Here is a 21,654-nt window from a genome sequence, read left to right as displayed (position 1 = left end):
GACATTGAGGGCCCGGGGGCGCTCCCCCCGGGCCTTCGCTCTATCCCGGCTCTCCAGGAGACCGTATGAGCTCGGACACCCTCGCCCCGGCGAAACCCGCCGTCGAGCTGGAGGGCATTACCAAGCGCTTTCCCGGCGTCGTCGCCAACCATGACATCCGCATCACCATCGAGGCAGGCACCGTCCACGCCATCTGCGGTGAGAACGGCGCCGGCAAGTCCACCCTGATGAAGATCCTGTACGGCATGCAGAAGCCGGACGAGGGCCAGATCAGGGTGAACGGCCAGGACGTCAGCTTCCGCACGCCGAGCGACGCGATCGCGGCCGGCATCGGCATGGTCCACCAGCACTTCATGCTGGCCGACAACCTGACCGTGCTCGAGAACATCGTCCTCGGAGCGGAGCCCACGACCGCCGGCTTCCTCGACGCGGCGGGCGCGCGCAGGCGCATCAGGGAGCTGGCCGAGGCCCACGGACTGCGCGTCGACCCCGACCGCCTGGTCGAGGATCTCGGCGTCGGCGACCGTCAGCGTGTGGAGATCCTCAAGGTCCTCTACAGGGGCGCCCGCATCCTCATCCTCGACGAGCCGACCGCGGTGCTCGTGCCACAGGAGGTCGACGAGCTCTTCGAGAACCTGCGCGAGCTCAAGGCCGAGGGTCTGACGGTCCTGTTCATCTCCCACAAGCTCGACGAGGTGCTCAGCATCGCCGACGAGATCACCGTGATCCGCAGGGGCACCACGGTCGCGACCGTACCCCGCAGCCAGGTCGGCAGCGCCCGCGAGCTCGCGGAGATGATGGTGGGCAGCGAGCTGCCCACCCCCGAGACCCGCGAGTCCACGGTCACCGACACGGTCGAGCTCCGCGTCGAGGGGCTCACCATGGAGGCCGAAGGCTTCCGCCCGCTGCCCCGCGGGGCCGACCTGCGCGAGTTCCTGCACGGCAAGCGCCTCCTGCTCGACGACGTCTCCTTCCAGATCCGCAAGGGCGAGATCGTCGGCATCGCGGGAGTCGAGGGCAACGGCCAGTCCGAGCTGATCGAGGCGATCATGGGCATGCGCCAGGCGCACGGCCGGATCACGCTCGGCGCCGAGGACATCAGCGCGTGGACCACGCTCAGGCGCCGCGAGGCGGGCATCGGCTACATCCCCGAGGACCGGCACCGTCAGGGCCTGCTCCTGGAGGCCTCGCTCTGGGAGAACAGAGTGCTCGGCCACCAGACCAGGAAGCCCGCCCGCAAGGGCATCTGGATCGACAGGAAGGCCTCCAAGGCCGACACCGAGCGCATCGTCAAGGACTACGACGTGCGCACGCCGAGCGTCGAGACGCTGGCGCTGGCCCTGTCGGGCGGCAACCAGCAGAAGCTGATCGTCGGCAGGGAGATGAGCGGCGAGCCGTCGTTCCTCATCGCCGCCCACCCGACCAGAGGCGTGGACGTCGGCGCTCAGGCGGCCATCTGGGACCACCTGCGCCGGGCCAGGGCCGCAGGGCTTGCCGTCCTGCTGATCTCGGCCGACCTCGACGAGCTGATCGGTCTCTCCGACACGGTCCAGGTGATCTTCAGGGGCCGTCTGGTCGCCGAGCTCGATCCCGCGGACATCACCCCAGAGCAGCTCGGCGGCTACATGACAGGCGCCATCACCGAGGAAGGGTCATGATGCCCGCAGGGCTCAATCGCCTGCTGCTGACGGTGGGCGGCGCGGTCGTCGCCATCGTGCTGGCGCTGGCGATCTCCAGCGTGGCGATTCTCGCCGCGGGAGCCGATCCCGTCGCCGCCTTCGGCGCGTTCTTCGACTTCGGCTCGAACTCCACCTCCGTGGTCAGCGGCATCGCCACCGTGATCAACAGGGCGGTGCCCCTGTTCATCGCGGGTCTCGCGGTGGCCGTCGGCTTCCGGATGAACCTCTTCAACATCGGCGTCGAGGGTCAGTACCGCATCGCGGCCATCTGCGCCGCCTACGTGGGCGCGACCTTCACCGCTCCCGCGCCGATCCAGATCGCGGTCATCATCGTGGTGGCGGCGGCCGTCGGCGGCCTCTACGCGCTGATCCCCGCCCTCATGAAGGTCGGCAGGGGCGTCAACGAGGTCATCTCGACCATCATGCTGAACTACATCGCGCTCAGCCTCTCCGCCTTCCTGGTGCGCGGCCCGTTCCAGGGACCCCGACCCGAGGGCCAGTTGACGACCCAGACGGCCGACATCCCCGAGACGGGCTGGTTCCCCAACTTCAACTTCGTGTTCACGATGTTCGGCCTGCCCGCTCCCAGGGGCGCGGGCCTGTGGGGCTTCCTCGGCGTGGCCATCGTGCTCGGCATCGTGCTGTGGGTGGTGCTGGAGCGCACCCGCTTCGGCTTCGACGTCAAGGCCAGCGGCCTCAACTCCATCGCCGCGCTCGCCTCGGGCGTCAGGCCGAAGAAGATGGTCATCTCCGCGATGGTGCTCTCCGGCGCGATCGCCGGTCTGATCGGCCTGCCCGAGATACTAGGGCGCACCCACAACTTCGGCTCGGGCTTCACGGCGGGTCTCGGCTTCCTCGGCATCGCGGTGGCACTGCTCGGCCGTAACAAGCCGGTCGGCATCGCGGTCGCCGCGCTGCTGTTCGGCTTCCTCGACAGAGCGCAGGGGCCGCTGCAGTTCGCCGACGTGCCGCCCTCGGTCATCATGATCATGCAGGGCACGATCGTGCTGCTGGTGGTCATCGCCAACGAGATCACCGGCAGGATGGCGCTGCGCCAGGAGGAACGTCGTGCCGCGCGCCAGCTGGCCACGACCAACCGCGTAGAGGTGGGCGCATGAGCGTTCTGGATGCTCGCAGGGTCAGGAAGTATCATCTGACGCTCATCGCCGTCGCGGTGCTGATCCTGGTGCTCTCCCTGGTCAGGGTCGTCACGGGGAAGGTGGACATCACCTCCTCCAGCACCTTCCAGGTCGCGCTGGTGCTGGCCGTGCCCATCGGGCTGGCCGGCCTCGGCGGGTTGTGGGCCGAGCGGGCCGGCGTCGTCAACATCGGCCTCGAGGGCATGATGGTGCTCGGCACCTGGTTCGCCGGCTGGGCCGGCTACCAGTGGGGCTGGCAGGCCGCGCTGGTGGCGGGGCTGGCCGCGGGCGCGATCGGCGGGCTGCTGCACGCCATCGCCACCGTCGGCTTCGGCGTCGACCACATCATCAGCGGCGTCGCGATCAACCTGCTGGGGCCCGGGGTCACCAGGTTCCTGTCGGAGGTCCTGTACGCCGAGGGCACCCCGGCCGCCGAGGCTGGAGCGGGCATCACCGGCTCTCCCGCGCTGTCGTCCAAGGCTCCGGAGGTCAGCCTGCCGCTGTTCTCCTCGGGGCCCGACTGGCTCGGCAGCCTGGAGAGCACGCACTGGTTCCTGATCTCCGACGTCGCCGGCATCCTGCGCGGCCTTACCCACGACGTGGGCCTCCTGGTCATCGTGGCCGTCGCACTGATCCCGCTGACCTACTTCGTGCTCTGGCGGACGGCGTTCGGCCTCAGGCTGCGCTCGGCGGGCGAGAACCCGTGGGCGGCCGAGTCGCTGGGCGTCAACGTCTACCTCACCAAGTACGTCGCGACCGTCATCTCCGGCGCGCTGGCCGGGCTCGGCGGCGTGTTCCTGGTCTTCTTCACCACCAAGTACGTCGAGGGCCAGACTCAGGGCCGTGGCTTCATCGGCCTCGCCGCCATGATCTTCGGCAACTGGCGTCCAGGCGGCCTCGCCGCGGGAGCCTCGCTGTTCGGCTACGCCGACGGCCTGCAGCTGCGCAGTAAAGCGGCCGTGACCAGCCTCTTCCTGTTCGGCGCGATCCTGCTGCTCATCTATGTCGGCACCAGGATCAGGCGCCTGCTCTCGTCGCGGCGCGAGACGCCCGCCGCTGCTGTCGCGGGCGCCAAGGAGTACACCGTCATGGCCTTCGCCGCTGGCGGCGTGGTCGTCCTGATGTGGCTGTGGATGACCGTCGACCAGCTGCCGAACGAGCTCGTCGTCATCACCCCGTACGTCCTGACGCTCCTGGTCCTCCTGGTCGCCTCGCAGCGCCTGCGGATGCCCAAGGCCGACGGCGTGCGCTACCGCCGAGGGGAGCAGCATTGAGCATCGACTGGGACGCCCTTCGCGACCAGGCCGCGCAGGCCATGCAGAACGCCTACGCGCCCTACTCCAAGTTCCCCGTGGGCGCCGCGGCGCTGGTCGACGACGGGCGCGTCGTCACCGGCTGCAACGTCGAGAACGCCTCCTACGGCCTCGGCCTGTGCGCGGAGTGCGGCCTGGTCTCGGCGCTGCACGCCTCGGGCGGCGGGCGCCTGGTCGCCTTCACCTGCGTCGACGGCCACGGCGAGCTGCTCATGCCGTGCGGACGCTGCCGCCAGCTGCTCTACGAGTTCGGCGGCGAGGAGTTGCTGGTCGAGACGCCCGACGGGCCCAGGCGGATGGGCGACGTCCTGCCGTACGCCTTCGGTCCCGACGACCTGTCCAGGGGGGCCTGAGCATGGACGTCATCGAGGTCATCGTCACCAAGCGCGACCAGGGCGCGCTCAGCACCGAGCAGATCGACTGGGTGATCGGCGCCTACACCCGCGGGGAGGTCGCCGACGAGCAGATGTCCTCGCTGGCCATGGCGATCCTGCTGAACGGCATGGACAGGCGCGAGATCGCCGACTGGACCCAGGCGATGATCCGCACGGGCGAGCGCATGGACTGGTCGGCGCTCGACAGGCCCACCGCGGACAAGCACTCCACGGGCGGCGTCGGAGACAAGATCACGCTTCCGCTCGCCCCGCTGGTGGCGGCCTGCGGCGCGTACGTCCCCCAGCTGTCGGGGCGCGGCCTCGGTCACACCGGCGGCACGCTGGACAAGCTGGAGTCCATCCCTGGATGGCGGGCCTCGCTGTCCAACGAGGAGATGCTCTCGGTCCTGCGGAGCGCGGGCGCCGTCGTCTGCGCGGCGGGCTCGGGCCTCGCGCCGGCCGACAAGAAGCTGTACGCGCTGCGCGACGTGACGGGCACGGTCGAGTCGATCCCGCTGATCGCCTCCTCGATCATGTCCAAGAAGATCGCCGAGGGGACCGGCTCGCTGGTCCTCGACGTGAAGGTCGGCTCGGGCGCGTTCATGAAGGACGTCGCGCACGCGAGGGAGCTGGCCACCACGATGGTGGCGCTCGGCACCGACGCGGGCGTGCGCACCGTCGCGCTGCTGACGGCGATGGACAGGCCGCTGGGCCTCGCGGTGGGCAACGCGCTCGAGGTCGCCGAGTCGGTCGAGGTGCTCGCCGGCGGCGGACCCTCCGACGTGGTGGAGCTGACGGTACGGCTGGCGAGGGAGATGCTCGACGCCGCCGGCGTCTCGGGCAGGGATCCCGCCGAGGCGTTGAAGGACGGCTCGGCCATGGACGCATGGCGCAGGATGATCTCCGCCCAGGGCGGCGACCCCGACGGCGTCCTGCCCAGGGCGGCGGAGACGATGACCATCTCGTGTCCCGCCTCAGGGGTGCTCACCCGGCTGGACGCCTACGGCGTGGGGCTCGCGGCCTGGCGTCTGGGCGCCGGCAGGGCGCGCAAGGAGGACCCGGTGTCGTTCGGCGCGGGCGTCATGCTGCACGCCAAGCCGGGAGACCTGGTGCGGGAGGGGCAGCCGCTGATGACGCTGCACGCCGACGAGACCGCGCGCTTCGACAGGGCTCTGGCGGCGCTGGAAGGCGCCTACGAGGTCGGCCCCGCGAGCGACCCCGCCCTGCTGCCCCTGGTGATCGAGCGCGTCACGGCCTGATCGGCGCGGCGCTGACGTCCGTCCGTCCCCGACGGCAGGCGGACGTCGGCGTGCGAGGCAGGGCGCCTGCCCGCGTCAGTCGAGGAGGCGGACCTGATCGCCTGACGTGATCCGGCCGGGGCGCAGCACCTCCGCGTAGACGCCGACGCACGGGCGTGGTCCGTAGCCCGGCAGCGGCTCGACCAGGTTGTGCGCGGCGGGCGTGCGCAGGGCGGAGGTGTCGCGGGGCAGCGCGCCGTGCTCCAGCGTCGGAACCGCGCAGCGCGGCGTCGGCACGGTCACCCGCAGCACGACCTCCTCGCCCACCGCGACCTCCGCGCCCGCCCACCCGTTCTCGACGTAGCCCTCGCCTGCCGTACGGATGACGAGGTTGGGGCGGTAGCGCACCGCCTCCACGCCCGCGGCGGCGATGGCCGAGGTGGTCACCAGGTGCAGCGGCGCGTAGTCGAAGAACGTGCCGGGAGGCGAGCCCGCGCCCAGAACGCTCTCCTGGACGGTCACCCGTGCCGTCACACCCTCGCTGAGCACCTCCTCGGGCACCGCCCGCTCCAGCGCCGCCTTCTCGGGGGGTGTCGAGGTGAGCGTCACCTTCCTGCCGAGGGCGCGCGAGAGCACCTCGTCCACGTGCGGATCGCCGGCTCGGACGCTCTCGCCGTCCGGCAGGCTCACGCGGACCCCGCCTGAGTCGATGGCGGCGGACAGGGCGAGCATGCCACGCCAGACGCGCGGGTTCTTGGGACTGGCGACCTTGCCGGTCTCGGCGTCGACCAGGGCGAGGCCCCTGTCGCCCGTGAGACCGGTCGCCGCGACGTCAACGGCGGGGATCTCCTCGCCGAGCAGACCCTTCACGGGGTACCGGCGCAGAACCTCCACGGTGCCCAGCATCTCGCCCATCCGTCCTCCTCGCGTCAGCGTGTCATGACCATTCTGGAGGAACGGGCCTGTCCTGTGTCGCTCGGACAGGTGTTCTCCCGGGCCACGGCGCGACGCCTGTGAGGTGTCAGGCGGGCGCGAAGACGGCGCTCAGGACGGCGCGATGCGCCGGCAGGGCGGCGGCGTGACGGGCGCGGCCCTCGTCGGTGATGCAGACGAACACGCCCCTGCGGTCCATGTCGCACACCCCGCGCGTGACCAGGCCGCCCTTCTCCAGGCGGGCGACGACGCGAGACAGGGCGCTCTGGCTCAGGTGCACCTCGTCGGCGAGCTCCTGCACGCGGAACTTCCTGCACTCGTTGGAGACGATGCGGTCGAGCACCTCGAACTCGCTGACCCCCAGGTCGTACTTGTCGCCGAGCTCGCGCTCGAGGGCGCACAGGGTCTTCGCGTGTTTGGCCAGGACGTCGTGCCAGGCAGCGACCACGGCCTCGTCGTTCATGTCGCGGAGAATACCATCCGGTCAACTCCTATGCAACTGCATTAAATTCTGTTGCATTAGATGCAGATGCATGTAGTCTTTGTCTTCATGTCCTCCACTTCTGCTCGATGGGGCGCGCTCGTCGTGCTCTCAGCTGTGATGTTCCTTGACGCCCTGGACGTGTCGATGGTCGGTGTCGCGCTGCCCTCCATCCAGGCGGACCTGGGCCTTTCTCCTTCTTCTCTGCAATGGGTTGTCAGCGGTTACGTACTGGGGTACGGCGGTCTTCTGCTACTCGGGGGCAGGACCGCCGACCTTCTCGGCCGGCGCAGGGTGTTCCTGGCCGCGCTGGCGGTCTTCGCGGCAGCCTCCCTGATCGGCGGCATCGTCGACGACGGCGCGCTGCTGATCGCCGCCCGCTTCGTGAAGGGCATGGCCGCGGCCTTCACCGCGCCGGCCGCCTTGTCGATCATCACGACGACCTTCCCTGAAGGACCCGCCCGCAACAAGGCGCTGAGCATCTTCACCGCCTCGGGGGCCAGTGGTTTCTCGCTCGGGCTGGTGCTGTCGGGCCTGCTGACCGAGCTGGGCTGGCGCTGGACCTTCCTGATGCCGGTGCCCGTCGCGATCATCGCGCTGGTCGCCGCGCTCAAGGTGCTGCCGAAGGTGAAGGAGGAGCGGGCAGGAGGCGGCTACGACCTGGTCGGCGCGGTCCTCATCACCGCCTCGATGCTGCTGCTGGTCTTCACGGTCGTGCAGGCGCCCGAGGTCGGATGGCTGTCGGTGCGCACGATCGGCTCCCTGGTGCTCTCCTTCGCGCTGCTCGGCCTGTTCGTCTTCACCGAGCTGAGGGTCAAGCACCCGCTCGTACGGCTCGGCCTGCTGCGCTCGGCCCCGATCGTCAGGGCCAACCTGGGACTGGTCATCCTGATGGGCTCCTACATCGGCTTCCAGTTCGCCGCCATGCAGTACTTCCAGAACCTGCTGCACTGGTCGGCGCTGCAGACCGCGCTCGCCTTCCTGCCCGCCGGCCTGCTGGTGGCGATCACCTCCACCAAGATGGGTGACCTCGCCGACAGGTTCGGCACCGCCAGGCTCATCGTGATCGGCGCCGCCGCGCTGGCCGGAGGCTACGCCTTCTTCCTCGGCATCGACGAGAACCCGAGCATGGGCGGGCTGGTCCTGCCCGGCATGGTGCTGCTGGGCATCGCGTTCGCGCTGTCCTTCCCCTCGCTCAACATCCAGGCCACCAACGGGGTCCACGACGACGAGCAGGGTCTGGCCTCGGGCATGCTCAACACCTCGGGCCAGGTCGGCGGGGCCGTCGTGCTGGCCGTGGTCACCGCGGTGCTGACCTCGGGCGCGGACGGCGCCATCACCATCGACTCGCTCAAGAGCTCGATCATGGTGCCGCTGATCCTGGCGGTGGTCGGGCTGCTGGTCTCGGCCACGGGGCTGAACTTCCGCAGGGTTCCCGCGGTCGAGCGCGACCAGGACAAGGTCCTCGAGACGGTCTGATTCGCCGCGGGGCGCCGGTCTCCCTTCCGAGGGGCCCGGCGCCTTCGCGCGTGCGGCCGGTCACAGGCCTGTTCGGCATGGCTCGGCGGCCAGGCGCATGAGCCCTCCACGAGCAGGGAACCTACGAGATATGCGGCTTTCGCGCGTCGGCGCTCTCGTGAGCTGCCTCGCCGTCCTGGTGGCCTGCGGGCCGAACCAGGCACCAGGCGGGGCGGGCTCGTCGTCCAGCGGCGCCGGCACGACCGGCGCGGCCCATCCCGGCGTGACCGGGACGAGCCCCAGCCCGGGCGGCGCCTCCTCGTCCCCCGGGCAGGCGGGCACGGCGCTCCCCGTGCCCACCGGCACCAAGGACGTCGAGGTCGAGGGGGATCCGGGCGAGCCCGTCCTGGTCAAGACGGTCAGGTTCGCCGACCACGGCCCGCTCGACAGGGTGGTGATCGACCTCGACGGCGACGTCACGAGCTACAGCGTCAGGTGGGTGGACGAACTGGTCCAGGACGGCTCGGGCGAGCCGATCGACGTGCGGGGCGGCGCCTACCTCCAAGTCACGCTCAAGCCCGCCAACGCCCACACCGACGAGGGGAAGCCCACCTGGACCGGCGGCCCGATCTTCCAGGCGAGCCTCGGCAACGTACAGAACGTGGTGAAGACCGGCGACTTCGAAGGCGTGGTCGGCGTCGGGCTCGTGCTCGACCACCGCGCGCCGTTCTCGGTGGCCGAGCTGACCTCTCCTCACCGCCTCGTGATCGACGTGGCACACTGAGCACGTGGTGAGAAAGATCGAGGGAGTGACCCGGATCCCGGTACCGGGCGGCAAGGTCATCGACGAGCACATCGGCCGCGTGAACAGCGGTGACGAGGCGGTCTCCATCGCGCACATGACGGCGCCTCCCGGCTGGGAGGAGCCCGCGCAGACGCCCGAGTTCACCGAGTACACGGTGGTGCTGCGCGGGAGCGTCGTGATCGAGCACGCCGAGGGGACGACCGAGGTCTCGGCGGGCCAGTCGTTCGTGTCCGAGCCCGGCGAGAAGATCCGCTACAGCGTCGGCGCCGAGGGCGCCGAGTACGTCGCGGTCTGCCTGCCGGCGTTCTCCCCCGACACCGCCAACCGCGACCCCGACGAGTAACCCCGAGCGAGCCAGGCCCCCGATCGCCAAGGGGGTCCCATATCGCGGTGCGGAACCCGCGACCTCCAGGCGACGGATCCCCAGGGGGCGACGAGATTCGCGGGGTTTTCTGGCAATCTTTGCAAGATCGGTGTTTTTGCTGGTGGCGGTAGGATGACGAGATGAGCCAGCGACCCACCCCTGACGAGATCCGCCGGGCGCCGAAGGTGCTGCTCCACGACCATCTCGACGGTGGTCTGCGGGCGGAGACGATCGTCGATCTGGCCCGCGAGACGGGCTACGACCGGCTGCCCACCACCGACCCCGACAACCTCAGGCAGTGGTTCGAAGAGGCCTCCGACTCAGGGTCGCTCGTGCGCTACCTCGAGACCTTCGACCACACCGTCGGCGTCATGCAGACCCGCGAGTCGCTGGTCAGGGTGGCCGCCGAGTGCGCCGAGGACCTGGCGGCCGACGGCGTCGTCTACGCCGAGGTCCGCTACGCCCCCGAGCAGCACACCACCACGGGCCTCAGCCTCGACCAGGTCGTGGAAGCGGTCCTGGAGGGGTTCGGGCAGGTCCCCGGCATCAAGGTGGGCACACTGCTCACCGCCATGCGGCACCAGGCGCGCTCCATGGAGATCGCCGAGCTGGCCGTGCGCTACAGGGACGTCGGCGTGGTCGGGTTCGACATCGCGGGAGCCGAGGCGGGCTACCCTCCCACCAGGCACCTCGACGCGTTCGAGTACCTCCAGAGGGAGAACGCGCAGTTCACCATCCACGCGGGCGAGGCGTTCGGGCTGCCGTCGATCTGGCAGGCCATCCAGTGGTGCGGCGCCGACAGGCTCGGCCACGGCGTGCGCATCATCGACGACATCTCCGCCTCCGAGGACGGCACCGCCAAGCTCGGCAGGCTCGCGGCCTACGTCCGTGACAAGCGCATCCCGCTGGAGATGTGCCCGACCTCCAACCTGCAGACGGGGGCCGCGCCCTCGATCGCCGAGCACCCGATCGGGCTGCTGCGCCGCCTGCACTTCAGGGTGACCGTCAACACCGACAACAGGCTCATGAGCTCCACGAGCGTGTCGGAGGAGTTCGCCAAGCTGGTCGAGGCCTTCGACTACGGCTGGGACGACCTGCAGTGGTTCACCGTGAACGCGATGAAGTCGGCCTTCCTGCCCTTCGACGAGCGGCTCGCGCTCATCAACGGCGTGATCAAACCGGGGTTCGCGCAGCTCAAGTGGCAAGCATGAAGCAGACCTTCCGTGGGTCGACCGCCTTCGTGCTCGGCTGGATCTGGGTGGCCTTCGTCCTGTTCAACGCCTTCGACCTGACCCTGCGCTACAGCGGCAAGTCGTCGCTGGTGGCGGGGGCGATCCTGGGCGTGCTGACCGCGCTTGTCTACCTCACGGCGCTGCGTCCCGCCACCGTGGTGGCCGACGACGGACTGCGGGTGCGCAACCCGCTGCGGACCACGTTCCTGCCGTGGGCGTCGGTCGACGACGTGCAGGTGTCGCACACGATCAACATCTCGCACGGTGACAAGGTCCTGCACGCCTGGACCCCGCAGGCCTCGGCGCGCGAACGCGCCAGGGCGAACCGCCGAGGCCATCCCCGAGCCCAGCGCGGGCGCTACCAGACCGAGCCCGTGCTCTCCAAGGGAGAGCGGGCGGCGCAGGAGGCGATGGCGGGCAAGACACACGCCGACTGGGTCGCCGAGCAGATCGCCGAACGGGCCGAGAACGCCAAGCGCCGCCGCGAGCAGCCCGGTGACGTCCGCGTCGCCTGGGCCCCCGACGCCCTCGCGGCCTGCGCCGCGGCCCTGGTCCTCGTGGCCGTCGCCGTCCTCGCCTGACCGCCTCACGCCGGGGGCGTTGACCCTGACACCGTGTGAGGCCGTAGACCTGGGGGAGTCATGTTCAGCATCGGAGACTTCGCCAGGCTGGGCCTCGTGTCGGTGCGCATGTTGCGCCACTACGACGCCATCGGCCTGCTACGCCCCGCGCACGTCGACCCCGTCACCGGCTACCGCTCCTACCAGGCGGGACAGCTGGCCAGGCTCAACCGCGTCGTCGCGCTCAAGGATCTCGGCTTCACCCTCGACCAGGTGAGCGCGATCCTCGACGACAAGGTCAGCGCCGAGGAACTGCACGGCATGGTACGGCTGCGCCGCGCCCAGTTGGAGGCGCGGATCAACGCCGACCTCACCAGGTTGCGAGGGGTGGAGGCGAGGCTCAGGACGATCGAAAGAGAGGGTGTCATGGGGACCGACGAGGTCATCGTGAAGAGGGTCGCCCCGGTCAGGGTGGCCCAGCTCAGCGCCAGGGCGGCCAGCTACGACACCGAGGACATCGGCCCCGTCATCCAGCCGCTCTACCGGCAGATCTGCGAGAGGCTGGAGGCGGCGCGCGTGCCGATGCAGGGGCCCGGCATCGCCTACTACCTGCCGGAGGACGACGGCACGGTGCTGGTGCACGCCACCTTCCCCGTCAACCTCGACATCGGCGACGGCAAGGCCCACGACTTCGACGTCGTGGACCTGCCCCCCATCGAGGCCGCGGCCACCATCATCCACCGAGGGCCGATGGAGAGCGTCGGCCCCACCTTCCAGACGCTCGCCCACTGGATCGAGGAGAACGGCTACCAGGCGCTCGGCCTGGCCCGCGAGGTGTCCCTGCACTGCCCGCCCGACCTGGACGAGTGGGTGCACGAGCTGCAGATAGAGATCGCGAAACCCTGACGCGTCAGAGGCCGAGGGCCGCCCCGAGATCCGCCTTGAGAGCCTCGAGCTCGGCCGCCGCGGCGGCGCGCGCCCCCGCCACCTCGCCCGTCACAGGGACGACGACCTCCAGATAGCACTTGAGCTTGGGCTCGGTGCCTGAAGGACGCACCACCACCCGCGCGCCGCCCGCCAGGCGGTAGCGCAGGCCGTCGGTCGGCGGCAGCCCGCCCACTCCGACGGCCAGGTCGTCGCGCGCCTCGACGCTCCTGCCGCCCAGGGTCGCGAGGGGCGCGGCCCTCAGCCTCGCCATGGCGTCGGAGATCAGACTGAGGTCCGCCACGCGGAAGGACAGCTGCGAGGTGGCGTGCAGTCCGTAGCGCCTGGCCTGGTCGTCGAGGAGGTCGAGGAGCGTGCGGCCGACGAGCTTGGCCGTCGCCGCGATGCCCGCCACGGTGAGGGCCGCGCCGATGCCGTCCTTGTCGTGGACGGGCAGGCCGTGCGCGCCGCCGACGCTGTAGCCGAGCGCCTCCTCGTAGCCGTAGATCAGGCCCTCGCCCGCCCGCATGATCCACTTGAAGCCGGTGAGGGTCTCGGTGTGCCGCACGCCGTACGCATGGGCGATGCGGCCGAGCAGGGACGAGGAGACGATCGTGGTGGCCACCAGCCGGTCGCCGGAGGTGTGGGCGATCACGTGCTCGCCGAGCAGCCCACCGACCTCGTCGCCGGTCAGCATCCTGAAGGTGCCGTCGCCCAGCGGGACGCCCACCGCGCACCGGTCGGCGTCGGGGTCGTTGGCCAGCACGAGGTCGGCCTCCACCTTGGCCGCCAGGGCCAGCGCGAGGTCCATCGCGCCGGGCTCCTCGGGGTTGGGGAAGGCCACCGTCGGGAAGTCGGGATCGGGCTCGCGCTGCTCCTCGACCATGACGGGGGCGTGGAAGCCCGCATTCCGCATGGCCGCGCCGAAGACCGTCGCCCCGACGCCGTGCAGCGGGGTGTAGACGACGCGCAGGTCGCGCTCCTCGCCCAGCGGCAGCCGGGTGACGGCCTCAAGGTAGGCCGAGACGATGTCGGGGCCGAGCACCTCGAAGGAGCCGAGGGGGAGCTGGTCGACAGGTCCTGCCGCGTCGATCGCGGCCGATATCTGGCTGTCGACAGGGGGCACGATCTGCGAGCCTTCGCGCCAGTAGACCTTGTAGCCGTTGTCGCGGGGCGGGTTGTGGCTGGCGGTCACCGTGACGCCCGCGTCGGCCCCGAGGTGCCTGACGGCGAAGGCGAGCACCGGCGTCGGCAGCGGCCCCGGCAGGATCGAGGCGCGCAGCCCCGCGCCCGTGAGCACGGCGGCGGTGTCGCGGGCGAACACGTCGGACTTGTGCCTGGCGTCGTAGCCGATCACCACGTGCCGGCCGGGGCCGAGCACCGTGGCCAGGCCCGCCGCCGCCCGCATGACGGTGACGCGGTTCATCCGGTTGGGGCCGGCCCCGAGCTCGCCGCGCAGGCCTGCCGTGCCGAACTCCAGCTTGGCCCCGAAGCGCTCCTGGAGCGCCTCAGGGTCGTCGAGGAGCGCGGAGAGCTCCGCCCTGGTGTCGGGGTCGGGGTCCTGGGCCAGCCAGGCCAGCGCGAGCTCTCTCGCGCTCGTGTTCATGGTCGCGCCCGCTTCGCTGCTCACAGCCTGTCGACCACCTTGGCCAGCAGGGCGCCCATCCTGGTGGCGGTCGCGCGGCCGACCTCGAGGACCTCCTCGTGGTTGAGCGGCTCACCGACCAGCCCCGCGCCGGGGTTGGTGACCAGCGAGATGCCGAGCACCTCGGCGCCGCCCGCGCGGGCCGCGATGGCCTCGAGGACCGTGGACATGCCCACCATGTCGCCGCCGAGCGTGCGCAGCATGCGGATCTCGGCGGGCGTCTCGTAGGTCGGGCCGCGGAAGGCCACGTAGACACCCTCGGCCAGCGAGGGATCCACCTGGGTCGCCAGGGCGCGCAGGCGCTTGGAGTAGACCTCGGTGAGGTCGATGAAGGTCGCGCCGGTCAGCGGGTTGGCGCCGGTCAGGTTGATGTGGTCGCTGATCAGCACGGGGTCGCCGACGTTCTGCGTCTCGGGGCGCAGGCCGCCGGCCGCGTTGGTCAGCACGACCGTGCGCACGCCGGCCGCCAGGGCGGTGCGCACGCCGTGGACGACGGGGTCGACGCCGAGCCCCTCGTACAGGTGGGTGCGGCCCAGGAAGATCAGCGCGTGCCGTCCCGAGGGGGTGCGCACGACGCGGACCCTTCCCGCGTGGCCGGCCACCGCCGGAGGGTTGAAGCCCGGAAGGTCCGTCACCGGAAGCTCGACGAGCGTGTCGCCGATCGCGTCGGCCGCGGGCACCCAGCCCGACCCCATCACGAGCGCCACGTCGAAGACGTCGAGCTCGGTGGCCTTCCTCAGGGCGGCGGCGGCCTCCTGGGCCTGAACATAGGTCATCTCAGTAGTTTAGGAGCAGCCTGTCGAGGACCCGCACGCCGAACTGCAGCGCCTCGACGGGGACCCGCTCGTCCACGCCGTGGAACATGCCGGCGAAGTCCATGTCCTTGGGCAGGCGCAGCGGCACGAATCCGAACCCGCGCACGCCGAGGTCGGCGAAGAAGGTCTTGTTGTCGGTGCCGCCCGACATGCAGTACGGCACCGCCCGCGCGGTCGGGTCCTCCGCCTTCAGCGCCGCGATCATCGACTCGACCAGCGCGCCGTCGAACGTCGTCTCCAGCGCGATGTCGTGCTGCACGAACTCGCGGCGCACGTTCGGGCCGAGCAGCTCGTCGACGGTCTTGAAGAAGTCGTCCTCGTAGCCGGGCAGGAAGCGCCCGTCCACGACCGCCTCGGCCTGTCCGGGGATGACGTTGGCCTTGTACCCGGCGCTCAGCATGGTCGGGTTGGTGGTGTGGCTCAGCGTCGCGCCGACGAAGCGGACCAGCGGGCCCAGCTTGTCCAGCACGGGGGCCGGGTTCTCGGGGTCGAAGGGCAGGCCGAAGGCGTCCGACACCTCGGTGAGGAACTGCCGCACGGTGGGCGTGAGCGTCAGCGGCCACTCGTGGGAGCCCAGGCGGGCCACGGCCTTGGCCACCTCGGTCACGGCGTTGCTGGAGTTGAGCATCGAGCCGTGGCCCGCCGTGCCGTCGGCGACCAGGCGCATCCAGGACAGGCCCTTCTGCGCGGTCTCGATGAGGTAGAGGCGCAGGTCGGGGTCGACCTCGAGGGAGTAGCCCCCGACCTCGCTGATCGACTCGGTGACGCCGTCGAACAGCTCACGGTGGTTGGCGGTGAGGTACTTGGCGCCGTAGACGCCGCCGGCCTCCTCGTCGGCGACCCACGCGAACACGATGTCCCTGCGAGGACGCCTGCCCTCGCGGACCATCTGGCGCAGGACCGCGAGCATCATCGCGTCCATGTCCTTCATGTCGACCGCGCCGCGGCCCCAGATGTAGCCGTCGCGGATCTCACCGGCGAACGGGTCCACGCTCCAGTCGGCCGCGTTGGCGGGCACCACGTCCAGGTGGCCGTGGACCAGCAGCGCGGGCAGCGAGGGGTCGCTGCCCTCGATCCTGGTCACGACGTTGCCCCTGCCTGGGGCGCTCTCGCTGTAGTGCGCCTCGACGCCGACCTCGGACAGCCGCGCCATGACGACCTCGGCGGCGGCGCGCTCGCCAGGGCCGCTCCCGTCGCCGTAGTTGCTGCTGTCCACCCGGATCAGCTCGGCGCAGAGCTCGGCGACTTCCAGTTCGGCGGGGGTCATGAGTGCTCCTTGCGTAGGAACCCGCGCTTGTAGGCCCGGGTGATGAGGGTGACGTTGACGTCGGTCACGTCGTCCAGGGGACCGACGACCTCCGTCAGGAAGCGGTAGAGGTCGGCCTCGTGAGCCACCGCCACCTGGACGAGCATGGTGTAGGTGCCCGAGGTGGCCGCGCAGTAGCGGACCCCCGGGTGTCTCTTCAGCGTCTCGCCGACCTGGTCGAGGCCGTGGGGGCGCACCCGCAGCCACAGCTGCGCCTCGACGTCCAGGCCGAGCAGCGAGGGCTCGACCTCGGCCCGCAGCAGCAGCACCCGCCGCTCCAGCAGCGAGGCGACCCTGCGCCTGGCGGTGGGCACCGAGATACCGGTCCTCTCGGCGATCGAGGTGAAGCCGATCCTGCCGTCGGCGACGAGCAGCTCGGCGACCTCGCTCTCCAGCGGCGACAGGCCGTCCTGGTCGGGCAGGACGACGTCGGGCAGCGGCGGGCGCAGCAGCTCGATCTCCTCGTCGGTGAGGTACGGCGCGTGCCACTCGGCCACCGTGCGGAAGGTGTGCAGCACCACCTGCGTCTGCGTGCCCGCGACACCGTCGATGCCGTGCACCTCGACGTTGAGGATCTCGTGCAGCGCGGCCCTGCTGGGCGCCACCAGCTCGGCGCCGATGTCGGCCGCGCCGGTCACCGAGTAGACCGAGCGGGTGTCGGGCCTGGAGGCCAGCGCGTCGGCCACCATGGCCGACATGCCCGCCCTGACCTGGACGTGCAGGTGGACGGGTCGGCCGTGCCCCGAGCGCAGGTCGTCGTAGATGGCGGTGACCTGGACCGCGCCGTCGGTGATCAGCCGCTGAAGCCGTCTGGCGACCGTGCGCTCGTGCTCACCCACCGCCCTGCCGATCTCGCCCCAGGACGCGCGCGGGCTGACCTGCAGAGCGGCGACAAGCCGCCGGTCGAGAACATCCACCTCGAGCTGACCCCATGTCGGATTTGTAAATATGTTGATAGATATTTGACTGTTTCGGTCGTCCGGATGCACAGTAAGCCATCACCGCACCCGAAGCAAAGGAGCCCCCTGGTGACCATCACCAGCTCGCCGCTCGGCATCCCCCGGAGTCGGGGCCGTCAGCTTTTGGCAGCAAGCGTCGGCAACGTCGTCGAATGGTACGACTGGTACGCGTACTCGTTCCTGGCCGTCTACTTCTCCAGCCAGGTCTTCCCCGAGAACGACAACCCCCTCGTCCCCGTGCTGAGCGCCTTCGCGATCTTCGCGGTGGGATTCTTCATGCGACCGCTCGGCGGGCTCCTGGTCGGCTCCTTCGCCGACAGGTTCGGCCGCAAGGCCGCCATGACCTTCACCATCATCCTCATGGGCGCGGGCTCGCTGCTGCTGGCCGTCACCCCGACCTACGCGGCGGCCGGCGTGCTGGCCCCGATCATCCTGACGCTCGCCAGGCTCATCCAGGGCCTGTCGGTCGGCGGCGAGTTCGCCGCCGCCACCACCTTCCTGGTGGAGTCGGCCCCTCCAGGCCGCCGCGGCCTGTTCTCGAGCTTCCAGTACGTCAGCACGACCATCGGCCAGCTCCTCGCCTCGGGCCTGGCCGCCCTGCTGGCCACGATGCTGTCCAAGGCCGACATGTCCTCCTACGGCTGGCGCATCCCGTTCGTCATCGGCGCGGTGATCAGCCTCGTCGGCCTGTGGATCCGCAAGGGCGCCGACGAGACCTCGGCCGTGTCGCAGGAGATCCAGGAGGGCAGGGCCGAACGGCCGAAGCTCTTCGAGTTCCTGGTCCGCTACCCGACCAAGGCCGCCATGATCGTCGGCATCACCGTGGCCGGCACCGTCGCCTACTACACGTGGACGACGTTCCTGCCGACCTACGCCCAGCAGAACGTGGGCTTCGATCCCGCCATGTCGCTGCAGGTCGGCACCATCTCCCTGCTCTTCTTCATGGTGCTGCAGCCGCTGCTCGGCATGCTGTCGGACAGGATCGGCCGCAGGCCCATGCTGATCGCCTTCGGCCTGGCCTTCACGCTGCTGCCGGTGCCGATGCTCGGCGCGCTGTCCAACTCCTTCGGCAGCCTGCTGACCATCCAGCTCATCGGCATGGTCTTCCTCGGCTGCTTCACCTCGATCTCGGCGGCGGTGAACTCCGAGCTCTTCCCGACCAGGGTGCGGGCGTCGGGCGCGGGCTTCCCCTACTCGCTGACCGTCGCGATCTTCGGTGGCACCGCGCCGCTGATCGGCACCGCGCTCAAGGACGCGGGAAACTCGGGGCTCTTCCCCTGGTACATGTCGGCCCTGGCGCTGGTCTCCACGCTGGTCTACGTCTTCGCGCTGAAGGAGACCAAGGACCAGCCGCTGAGCTGATCGACGCTCGGCTGATCATGCGGTGCGCCCGGGACACGGCCAGGCGCACCGTGGCGCGCGACGTCAGCTGCCCAGCGACTTGCAGGGACGGCCGCGCAGGCCCTTGACGTAGTCGTCGGGAGCGCCCGCCACCTCCGCCGCGTCGGCCAGGATGCCGAGATAGCGCGCGGAGGGCAGGCCGCCCTCGTAGCTGTCGAGCACGTAGAACCAGGCGAGGACGTCGCCGTCGAGCGTGTGAACGCGCAGCCGCACCTTGTGGTAGAGACCGCGGCTGGCGCCCTCCCACTGGTCGAGAGACGACTCGTCCCACTCGGGCACGTCGTACAGGACGACGAAGACATGCTCGTCGGGGTCCTCCACGATCGAGGCCAGGGCGCCCTCCCAGCGAGCGTCCTCACCGCAGAACGTCAGGCGCCAGCCCTGCAGCCAGCCCACGCCCCGCACGGGGGAGTGGGGGGCTCTCATGGCCATCTGTTTGGGATCCATGTTCGAGCCATAGGCCGCGTAGAGCCTGGTTCCGCCCGTATTCTGCGGCGAATCAGGAAGTCGTCCCATTTCACACTCCTCGCCAAGTGGTGCTCACCACCGCGCCATCCTGCCACGCCTGGGAGCGCCGACGTCGTTCCGATCGCCATGGGCGGGGACCGGTTCGTTGTCGCCTCTCCATATGCGGGACAATGGGACACGTGACTAGGATCGTGATCATCGGTGGCGGACCAGGCGGCTACGAGGCGGCTCTGGTGGCCGCGCAACTGGGTGCGCAGGTCACGATGGTCGAAGAGGACGGCCCAGGCGGCGCGTGCGTCCTGACCGACTGCGTGCCGTCCAAGACGATGATCGCGACCTCCGTCCGTAAGCAGGCGCTGCTCGACGCGCCCTCGCTGGGCGTGCACTACTCGGGCGGGGCCGACGGCGACGCGGGCTCGGCCGAGGTCGACATGCCGCTGGTCAACAAGCGGGTGAAGGAGCTGGCCCAGGCGCAGTCCGCCGACATCGGCGCGCGGGTCGCCGCCGAGGGCGTCGAGATCATCAAGGCCCGTGGCCGGCTGGTCGACCCGCAGGTGGTCAGGGCGGGTGACCGTACGATCAGGGCCGACGTCGTGATCGTCGCCACCGGCGCCACGCCGCGCATCCTGCCGGGCGCCGAGCCCGACGGCGAGCGCATCCTCACCTGGCGCCACCTCTACGACCTCGACGAGCTGCCCGAGCACCTCATCGTGGTGGGCTCCGGTGTCACGGGGGCCGAGTTCGCCGGCGCCTACCGCTCTCTCGGCTCCGAGGTCACGCTGGTCTCCTCCCGCGACCGCATGATGCCCAACGAGGACGCCGACGCGGCGGAGGTGCTGGAAGAGGTCTACCGGCGGCGCGGCATGAACGTCATGGGCCGCTCGCGCGCCTCGTCGGTCAAGCGCACCGCGGACGGGGTCGTGGTGACCCTGGAGGACGGGCGCACCGCCGAGGGCTCTCACGCGCTGATGACGGTCGGCATGGTCCCCAACACCTCGGGCCTCGGGCTGCAGGAGGCAGGGGTGACCCTCGACAGGGGCGGGTTCGTCCAGGTCGACAAGGTGTCGCGCACCTCCGCCCCCGGCGTCTACGCCGCCGGCGACTGCACGGGCGTGCTCATGCTCGCCTCCGTCGCCGCGATGCAGGGCCGCATCGCGGTCTGGCACGCGCTCGGCGAGGCGGTGCAGCCGCTGCGCCTCGCCACCGTCGCCTCCAACATCTTCACCGACCCCGAGATCGCCTCCGTCGGCGTGTCGCAGAAGCAGATCGAGGCAGGCGAGATCGAGGCGAACGTCGTCAAGCTGCCGCTGTCGACCAACGCCAGGGCCAAGATGCAGGGGTTCAACGACGGCTTCATCAAGCTGTTCTGCCGCCCGCACACCGGCATCGTGCTCGGTGGCGTCGTGGTGGCTCCCAGGGCCTCCGAGCTGATCCTCGCGGTGTCGGTCGCCGTGCAGCAGCGGCTCACCGTCGACCAGCTGGCCCACACCTTCGCGGTCTACCCGTCGCTGTCCGGCTCCATCACCGAGGCGGCGCGCCGCCTGATGCAGCCGACCGCCGCCATCGGCATCTGACGCCACGCTCAGGCGCGGTAGGGCGGAGGACGGCGGGCCGCCGCGGCCCACAGGGTGAGGGTGACCAGCAGGCCGACCGAGCCGACGACCACCAGGAGCAACCCCAGCGAGATGGTGGGAAGCCCCGACTGCGTGGACGGAGGGTCGAAGGCGGCGGGCCACTCAGCCGTCGCATCACGTGAAGGTGAGGGCGAGGGCGAGGCGAGGCCCTTCGCGTCGTCGGGGACGTTCTTCGGCGTGCCGCGGGCGCCGGTCAGATCGAGGTCGTCGGCGAAGGTGAAGTCGGCGTCCTGGACGTCGGCCCCGATCAGGACGGCCCCGTCCATCTCCGCGGAGCTGAAGCGCACCTCCCGCAGGTCCGCGTCGCGGAAGACGGCGTTGGGCGCCTCGATCGAGATCATCTGAGCCTCGTGCAGCTTCGCCCTGGTGAAGTCGGCCCTGCGAGCCTTGGCCTGGCCGAGCTCGGCGTCCACGAGGTCGGCGTCGACGAGCTTGGCGAGCGTCAGGTCGGCCTGGCCGAGATAGGCCCTGGTGAGCTTGGCGCCGCTCAGGTTGGCCCTGGGAAAGCGCACCTGCGTCGCGCCCACGTCGATGAGGTTGGCGCCACGCAGGTCGGCGTAGTCACCGTGCATCTGCACGAGGTCGGCTCCGCGCAGGTCGGCCTGCCTGAAGTCGACGTACTTCGCGGTGACCTGCCCGAGGTCGGTCTGCTTCATGGAGGCCTTGCGCAGGATGGCCCCCGTCAGGTCCTTCTGGGTGAGGTCGACGCCGTCGAGCTTCGCACCCGTGAGGTCGGCGCAGCGAAACGAGGCGGGGAACCTGCGGCCGTTGGTGAAGTCGGCCCCGCGCAGGTTCACCCTGTCGGCCGCCCTGCAGGGCCCCGCCTGGGCGTGCGCGGCCGGCGTGGTCACGACCACGGACACCAGCGCGGGCAGCGCCGTGAGGACGGCGATGAGCGTGAGGGGGAGCAGACGGCGCACAGGGCC

Annotated in this window: 21 protein-coding genes; 13 read left to right on the top strand and 8 right to left on the bottom strand. The window is 70.5% G+C overall.

Features of this window, described 5'->3' with window-relative positions; translation table 11 throughout:
* Positions 1-65: 65 nt before the first annotated feature.
* Genes ABFX50_RS01870 through ABFX50_RS01850 form a run of 5 tightly spaced genes read left to right on the top strand, consistent with a single transcriptional unit; the run spans position 66 to position 5,764 of the window.
* Entirely contained in the window at positions 66-1,658 is a 1,593-nt protein-coding gene (locus ABFX50_RS01870) for an ABC transporter ATP-binding protein (RefSeq protein WP_183650453.1), read from the top strand.
* Complete coding sequence (locus tag ABFX50_RS01865; RefSeq protein WP_346142668.1) at positions 1,655-2,797, top strand: ABC transporter permease; 1,143 nt, start codon at positions 1,655-1,657, stop codon at positions 2,795-2,797. Before ABFX50_RS01870 ends, ABFX50_RS01865 begins: the two co-directional genes overlap by 4 nt.
* Positions 2,794-4,092 (top strand): ABC transporter permease, encoded by a 1,299-nt coding sequence (locus tag ABFX50_RS01860; protein WP_346142666.1) that lies wholly within the window; start codon positions 2,794-2,796, stop codon positions 4,090-4,092. Before ABFX50_RS01865 ends, ABFX50_RS01860 begins: the two co-directional genes overlap by 4 nt.
* Positions 4,089-4,484: a cytidine deaminase gene (locus ABFX50_RS01855; RefSeq protein ID WP_183650449.1), complete on the top strand. Its 396-nt coding sequence runs from the start codon at positions 4,089-4,091 to the stop codon at positions 4,482-4,484. Before ABFX50_RS01860 ends, ABFX50_RS01855 begins: the two co-directional genes overlap by 4 nt.
* Before the next feature lie 2 nt (positions 4,485-4,486).
* Complete coding sequence (locus ABFX50_RS01850; RefSeq protein WP_346142664.1) at positions 4,487-5,764, top strand: thymidine phosphorylase; 1,278 nt, start codon at positions 4,487-4,489, stop codon at positions 5,762-5,764.
* Positions 5,765-5,839: 75 nt separating this feature from the next.
* Here ABFX50_RS01850 and ABFX50_RS01845 read toward each other — a convergent pair whose 3' ends face one another.
* Both ABFX50_RS01845 and ABFX50_RS01840 read right to left on the bottom strand, forming a co-directional pair.
* The gene (locus ABFX50_RS01845; RefSeq protein ID WP_346142662.1) at positions 5,840-6,658 is read right to left on the bottom strand and encodes an MOSC domain-containing protein; all 819 of its coding nucleotides are present in this window, start codon (positions 6,656-6,658) and stop codon (positions 5,840-5,842) included.
* A 106-nt stretch (positions 6,659-6,764) separates the two neighbouring features.
* Positions 6,765-7,139 (bottom strand): MarR family transcriptional regulator, encoded by a 375-nt coding sequence (locus ABFX50_RS01840; RefSeq protein ID WP_183650445.1) that lies wholly within the window; start codon positions 7,137-7,139, stop codon positions 6,765-6,767.
* 87 nt (positions 7,140-7,226) lie between these two features.
* Here ABFX50_RS01840 and ABFX50_RS01835 point away from each other — a divergent pair, with 87 nt between their 5' ends.
* The 6 genes from ABFX50_RS01835 (at position 7,227) to ABFX50_RS01810 (ending at position 12,482) form a co-directional block, all read left to right on the top strand.
* A complete protein-coding gene (locus ABFX50_RS01835) occupies positions 7,227-8,636 on the top strand; it encodes an MFS transporter (protein ID WP_346142660.1) in 1,410 nt (469 codons plus the stop codon).
* 130 nt (positions 8,637-8,766) lie between these two features.
* Entirely contained in the window at positions 8,767-9,399 is a 633-nt protein-coding gene (locus tag ABFX50_RS01830; RefSeq protein ID WP_346142658.1) for an AMIN-like domain-containing (lipo)protein, read from the top strand.
* Positions 9,400-9,403: 4 nt separating this feature from the next.
* Entirely contained in the window at positions 9,404-9,763 is a 360-nt protein-coding gene (locus ABFX50_RS01825; RefSeq protein ID WP_183650439.1) for a cupin domain-containing protein, read from the top strand.
* Positions 9,764-9,924: 161 nt separating this feature from the next.
* Positions 9,925-10,995, top strand: a complete 1,071-nt coding sequence (locus tag ABFX50_RS01820; protein WP_346142656.1) for an adenosine deaminase — start codon at positions 9,925-9,927, stop codon at positions 10,993-10,995.
* Entirely contained in the window at positions 10,992-11,597 is a 606-nt protein-coding gene (locus tag ABFX50_RS01815; RefSeq protein ID WP_346142654.1) for a PH domain-containing protein, read from the top strand. Before ABFX50_RS01820 ends, ABFX50_RS01815 begins: the two co-directional genes overlap by 4 nt.
* A 60-nt stretch (positions 11,598-11,657) precedes the next feature.
* Positions 11,658-12,482, top strand: a complete 825-nt coding sequence (locus ABFX50_RS01810; protein WP_346142652.1) for a MerR family transcriptional regulator — start codon at positions 11,658-11,660, stop codon at positions 12,480-12,482.
* Between the two features lie 4 nt (positions 12,483-12,486).
* Here the strand turns inward: ABFX50_RS01810 and ABFX50_RS01805 are convergent, their stop codons facing one another.
* The 4 genes from ABFX50_RS01805 to ABFX50_RS01790 are packed head-to-tail and all read right to left on the bottom strand — an operon-like array spanning position 12,487 to position 17,183.
* On the bottom strand, positions 12,487-14,106 hold the full coding sequence (locus tag ABFX50_RS01805) for a phospho-sugar mutase (protein WP_346143034.1): 1,620 nt from the start codon (positions 14,104-14,106) through the stop codon (positions 12,487-12,489).
* A gap of 20 nt (positions 14,107-14,126) precedes the next feature.
* Positions 14,127-14,921: a purine-nucleoside phosphorylase gene (locus ABFX50_RS01800; protein ID WP_183650431.1), complete on the bottom strand. Its 795-nt coding sequence runs from the start codon at positions 14,919-14,921 to the stop codon at positions 14,127-14,129.
* Between the two features lies 1 nt (position 14,922).
* The gene (locus ABFX50_RS01795) at positions 14,923-16,227 is read right to left on the bottom strand and encodes a M20/M25/M40 family metallo-hydrolase (RefSeq protein ID WP_346126169.1); all 1,305 of its coding nucleotides are present in this window, start codon (positions 16,225-16,227) and stop codon (positions 14,923-14,925) included.
* A complete protein-coding gene (locus tag ABFX50_RS01790) occupies positions 16,224-17,183 on the bottom strand; it encodes an Lrp/AsnC family transcriptional regulator (protein ID WP_346142649.1) in 960 nt (319 codons plus the stop codon). The genes ABFX50_RS01795 and ABFX50_RS01790 overlap by 4 nt, the downstream gene beginning before the upstream one ends.
* Before the next feature lie 111 nt (positions 17,184-17,294).
* On the opposite strand from ABFX50_RS01790, the gene ABFX50_RS01785 reads away from it, so the two are divergent.
* Positions 17,295-18,587 carry an MFS transporter gene (locus ABFX50_RS01785; RefSeq protein ID WP_312895645.1) on the top strand — a complete coding sequence of 431 codons (1,293 nt, stop codon included), beginning with the start codon at positions 17,295-17,297 and terminating at the stop codon, positions 18,585-18,587.
* Between the two features lie 63 nt (positions 18,588-18,650).
* On the opposite strand, the gene ABFX50_RS01780 is transcribed toward ABFX50_RS01785, so the two are convergent.
* Complete coding sequence (locus tag ABFX50_RS01780) at positions 18,651-19,142, bottom strand: gamma-glutamylcyclotransferase family protein (RefSeq protein WP_183650420.1); 492 nt, start codon at positions 19,140-19,142, stop codon at positions 18,651-18,653.
* 131 nt (positions 19,143-19,273) lie between these two features.
* Here ABFX50_RS01780 and ABFX50_RS01775 point away from each other — a divergent pair, with 131 nt between their 5' ends.
* Positions 19,274-20,668: an NAD(P)H-quinone dehydrogenase gene (locus ABFX50_RS01775; RefSeq protein ID WP_183650417.1), complete on the top strand. Its 1,395-nt coding sequence runs from the start codon at positions 19,274-19,276 to the stop codon at positions 20,666-20,668.
* 8 nt (positions 20,669-20,676) lie between these two features.
* Here the strand turns inward: ABFX50_RS01775 and ABFX50_RS01770 are convergent, their stop codons facing one another.
* Positions 20,677-21,648, bottom strand: coding sequence for a pentapeptide repeat-containing protein (locus ABFX50_RS01770; RefSeq protein ID WP_346142646.1), 972 nt, complete (start codon positions 21,646-21,648; stop codon positions 20,677-20,679).
* Between the last annotated feature and the right edge of the window lie 6 nt (positions 21,649-21,654).

Source organism: Nonomuraea recticatena, assembly GCF_039533245.1.
Taxonomy (GTDB): Bacteria; Actinomycetota; Actinomycetes; order Streptosporangiales; family Streptosporangiaceae; genus Nonomuraea; species Nonomuraea roseola.
The sequence above is the reverse complement of the archived record's forward strand: the minus strand, read 5'-3'. Positions and strand labels throughout refer to the sequence as shown.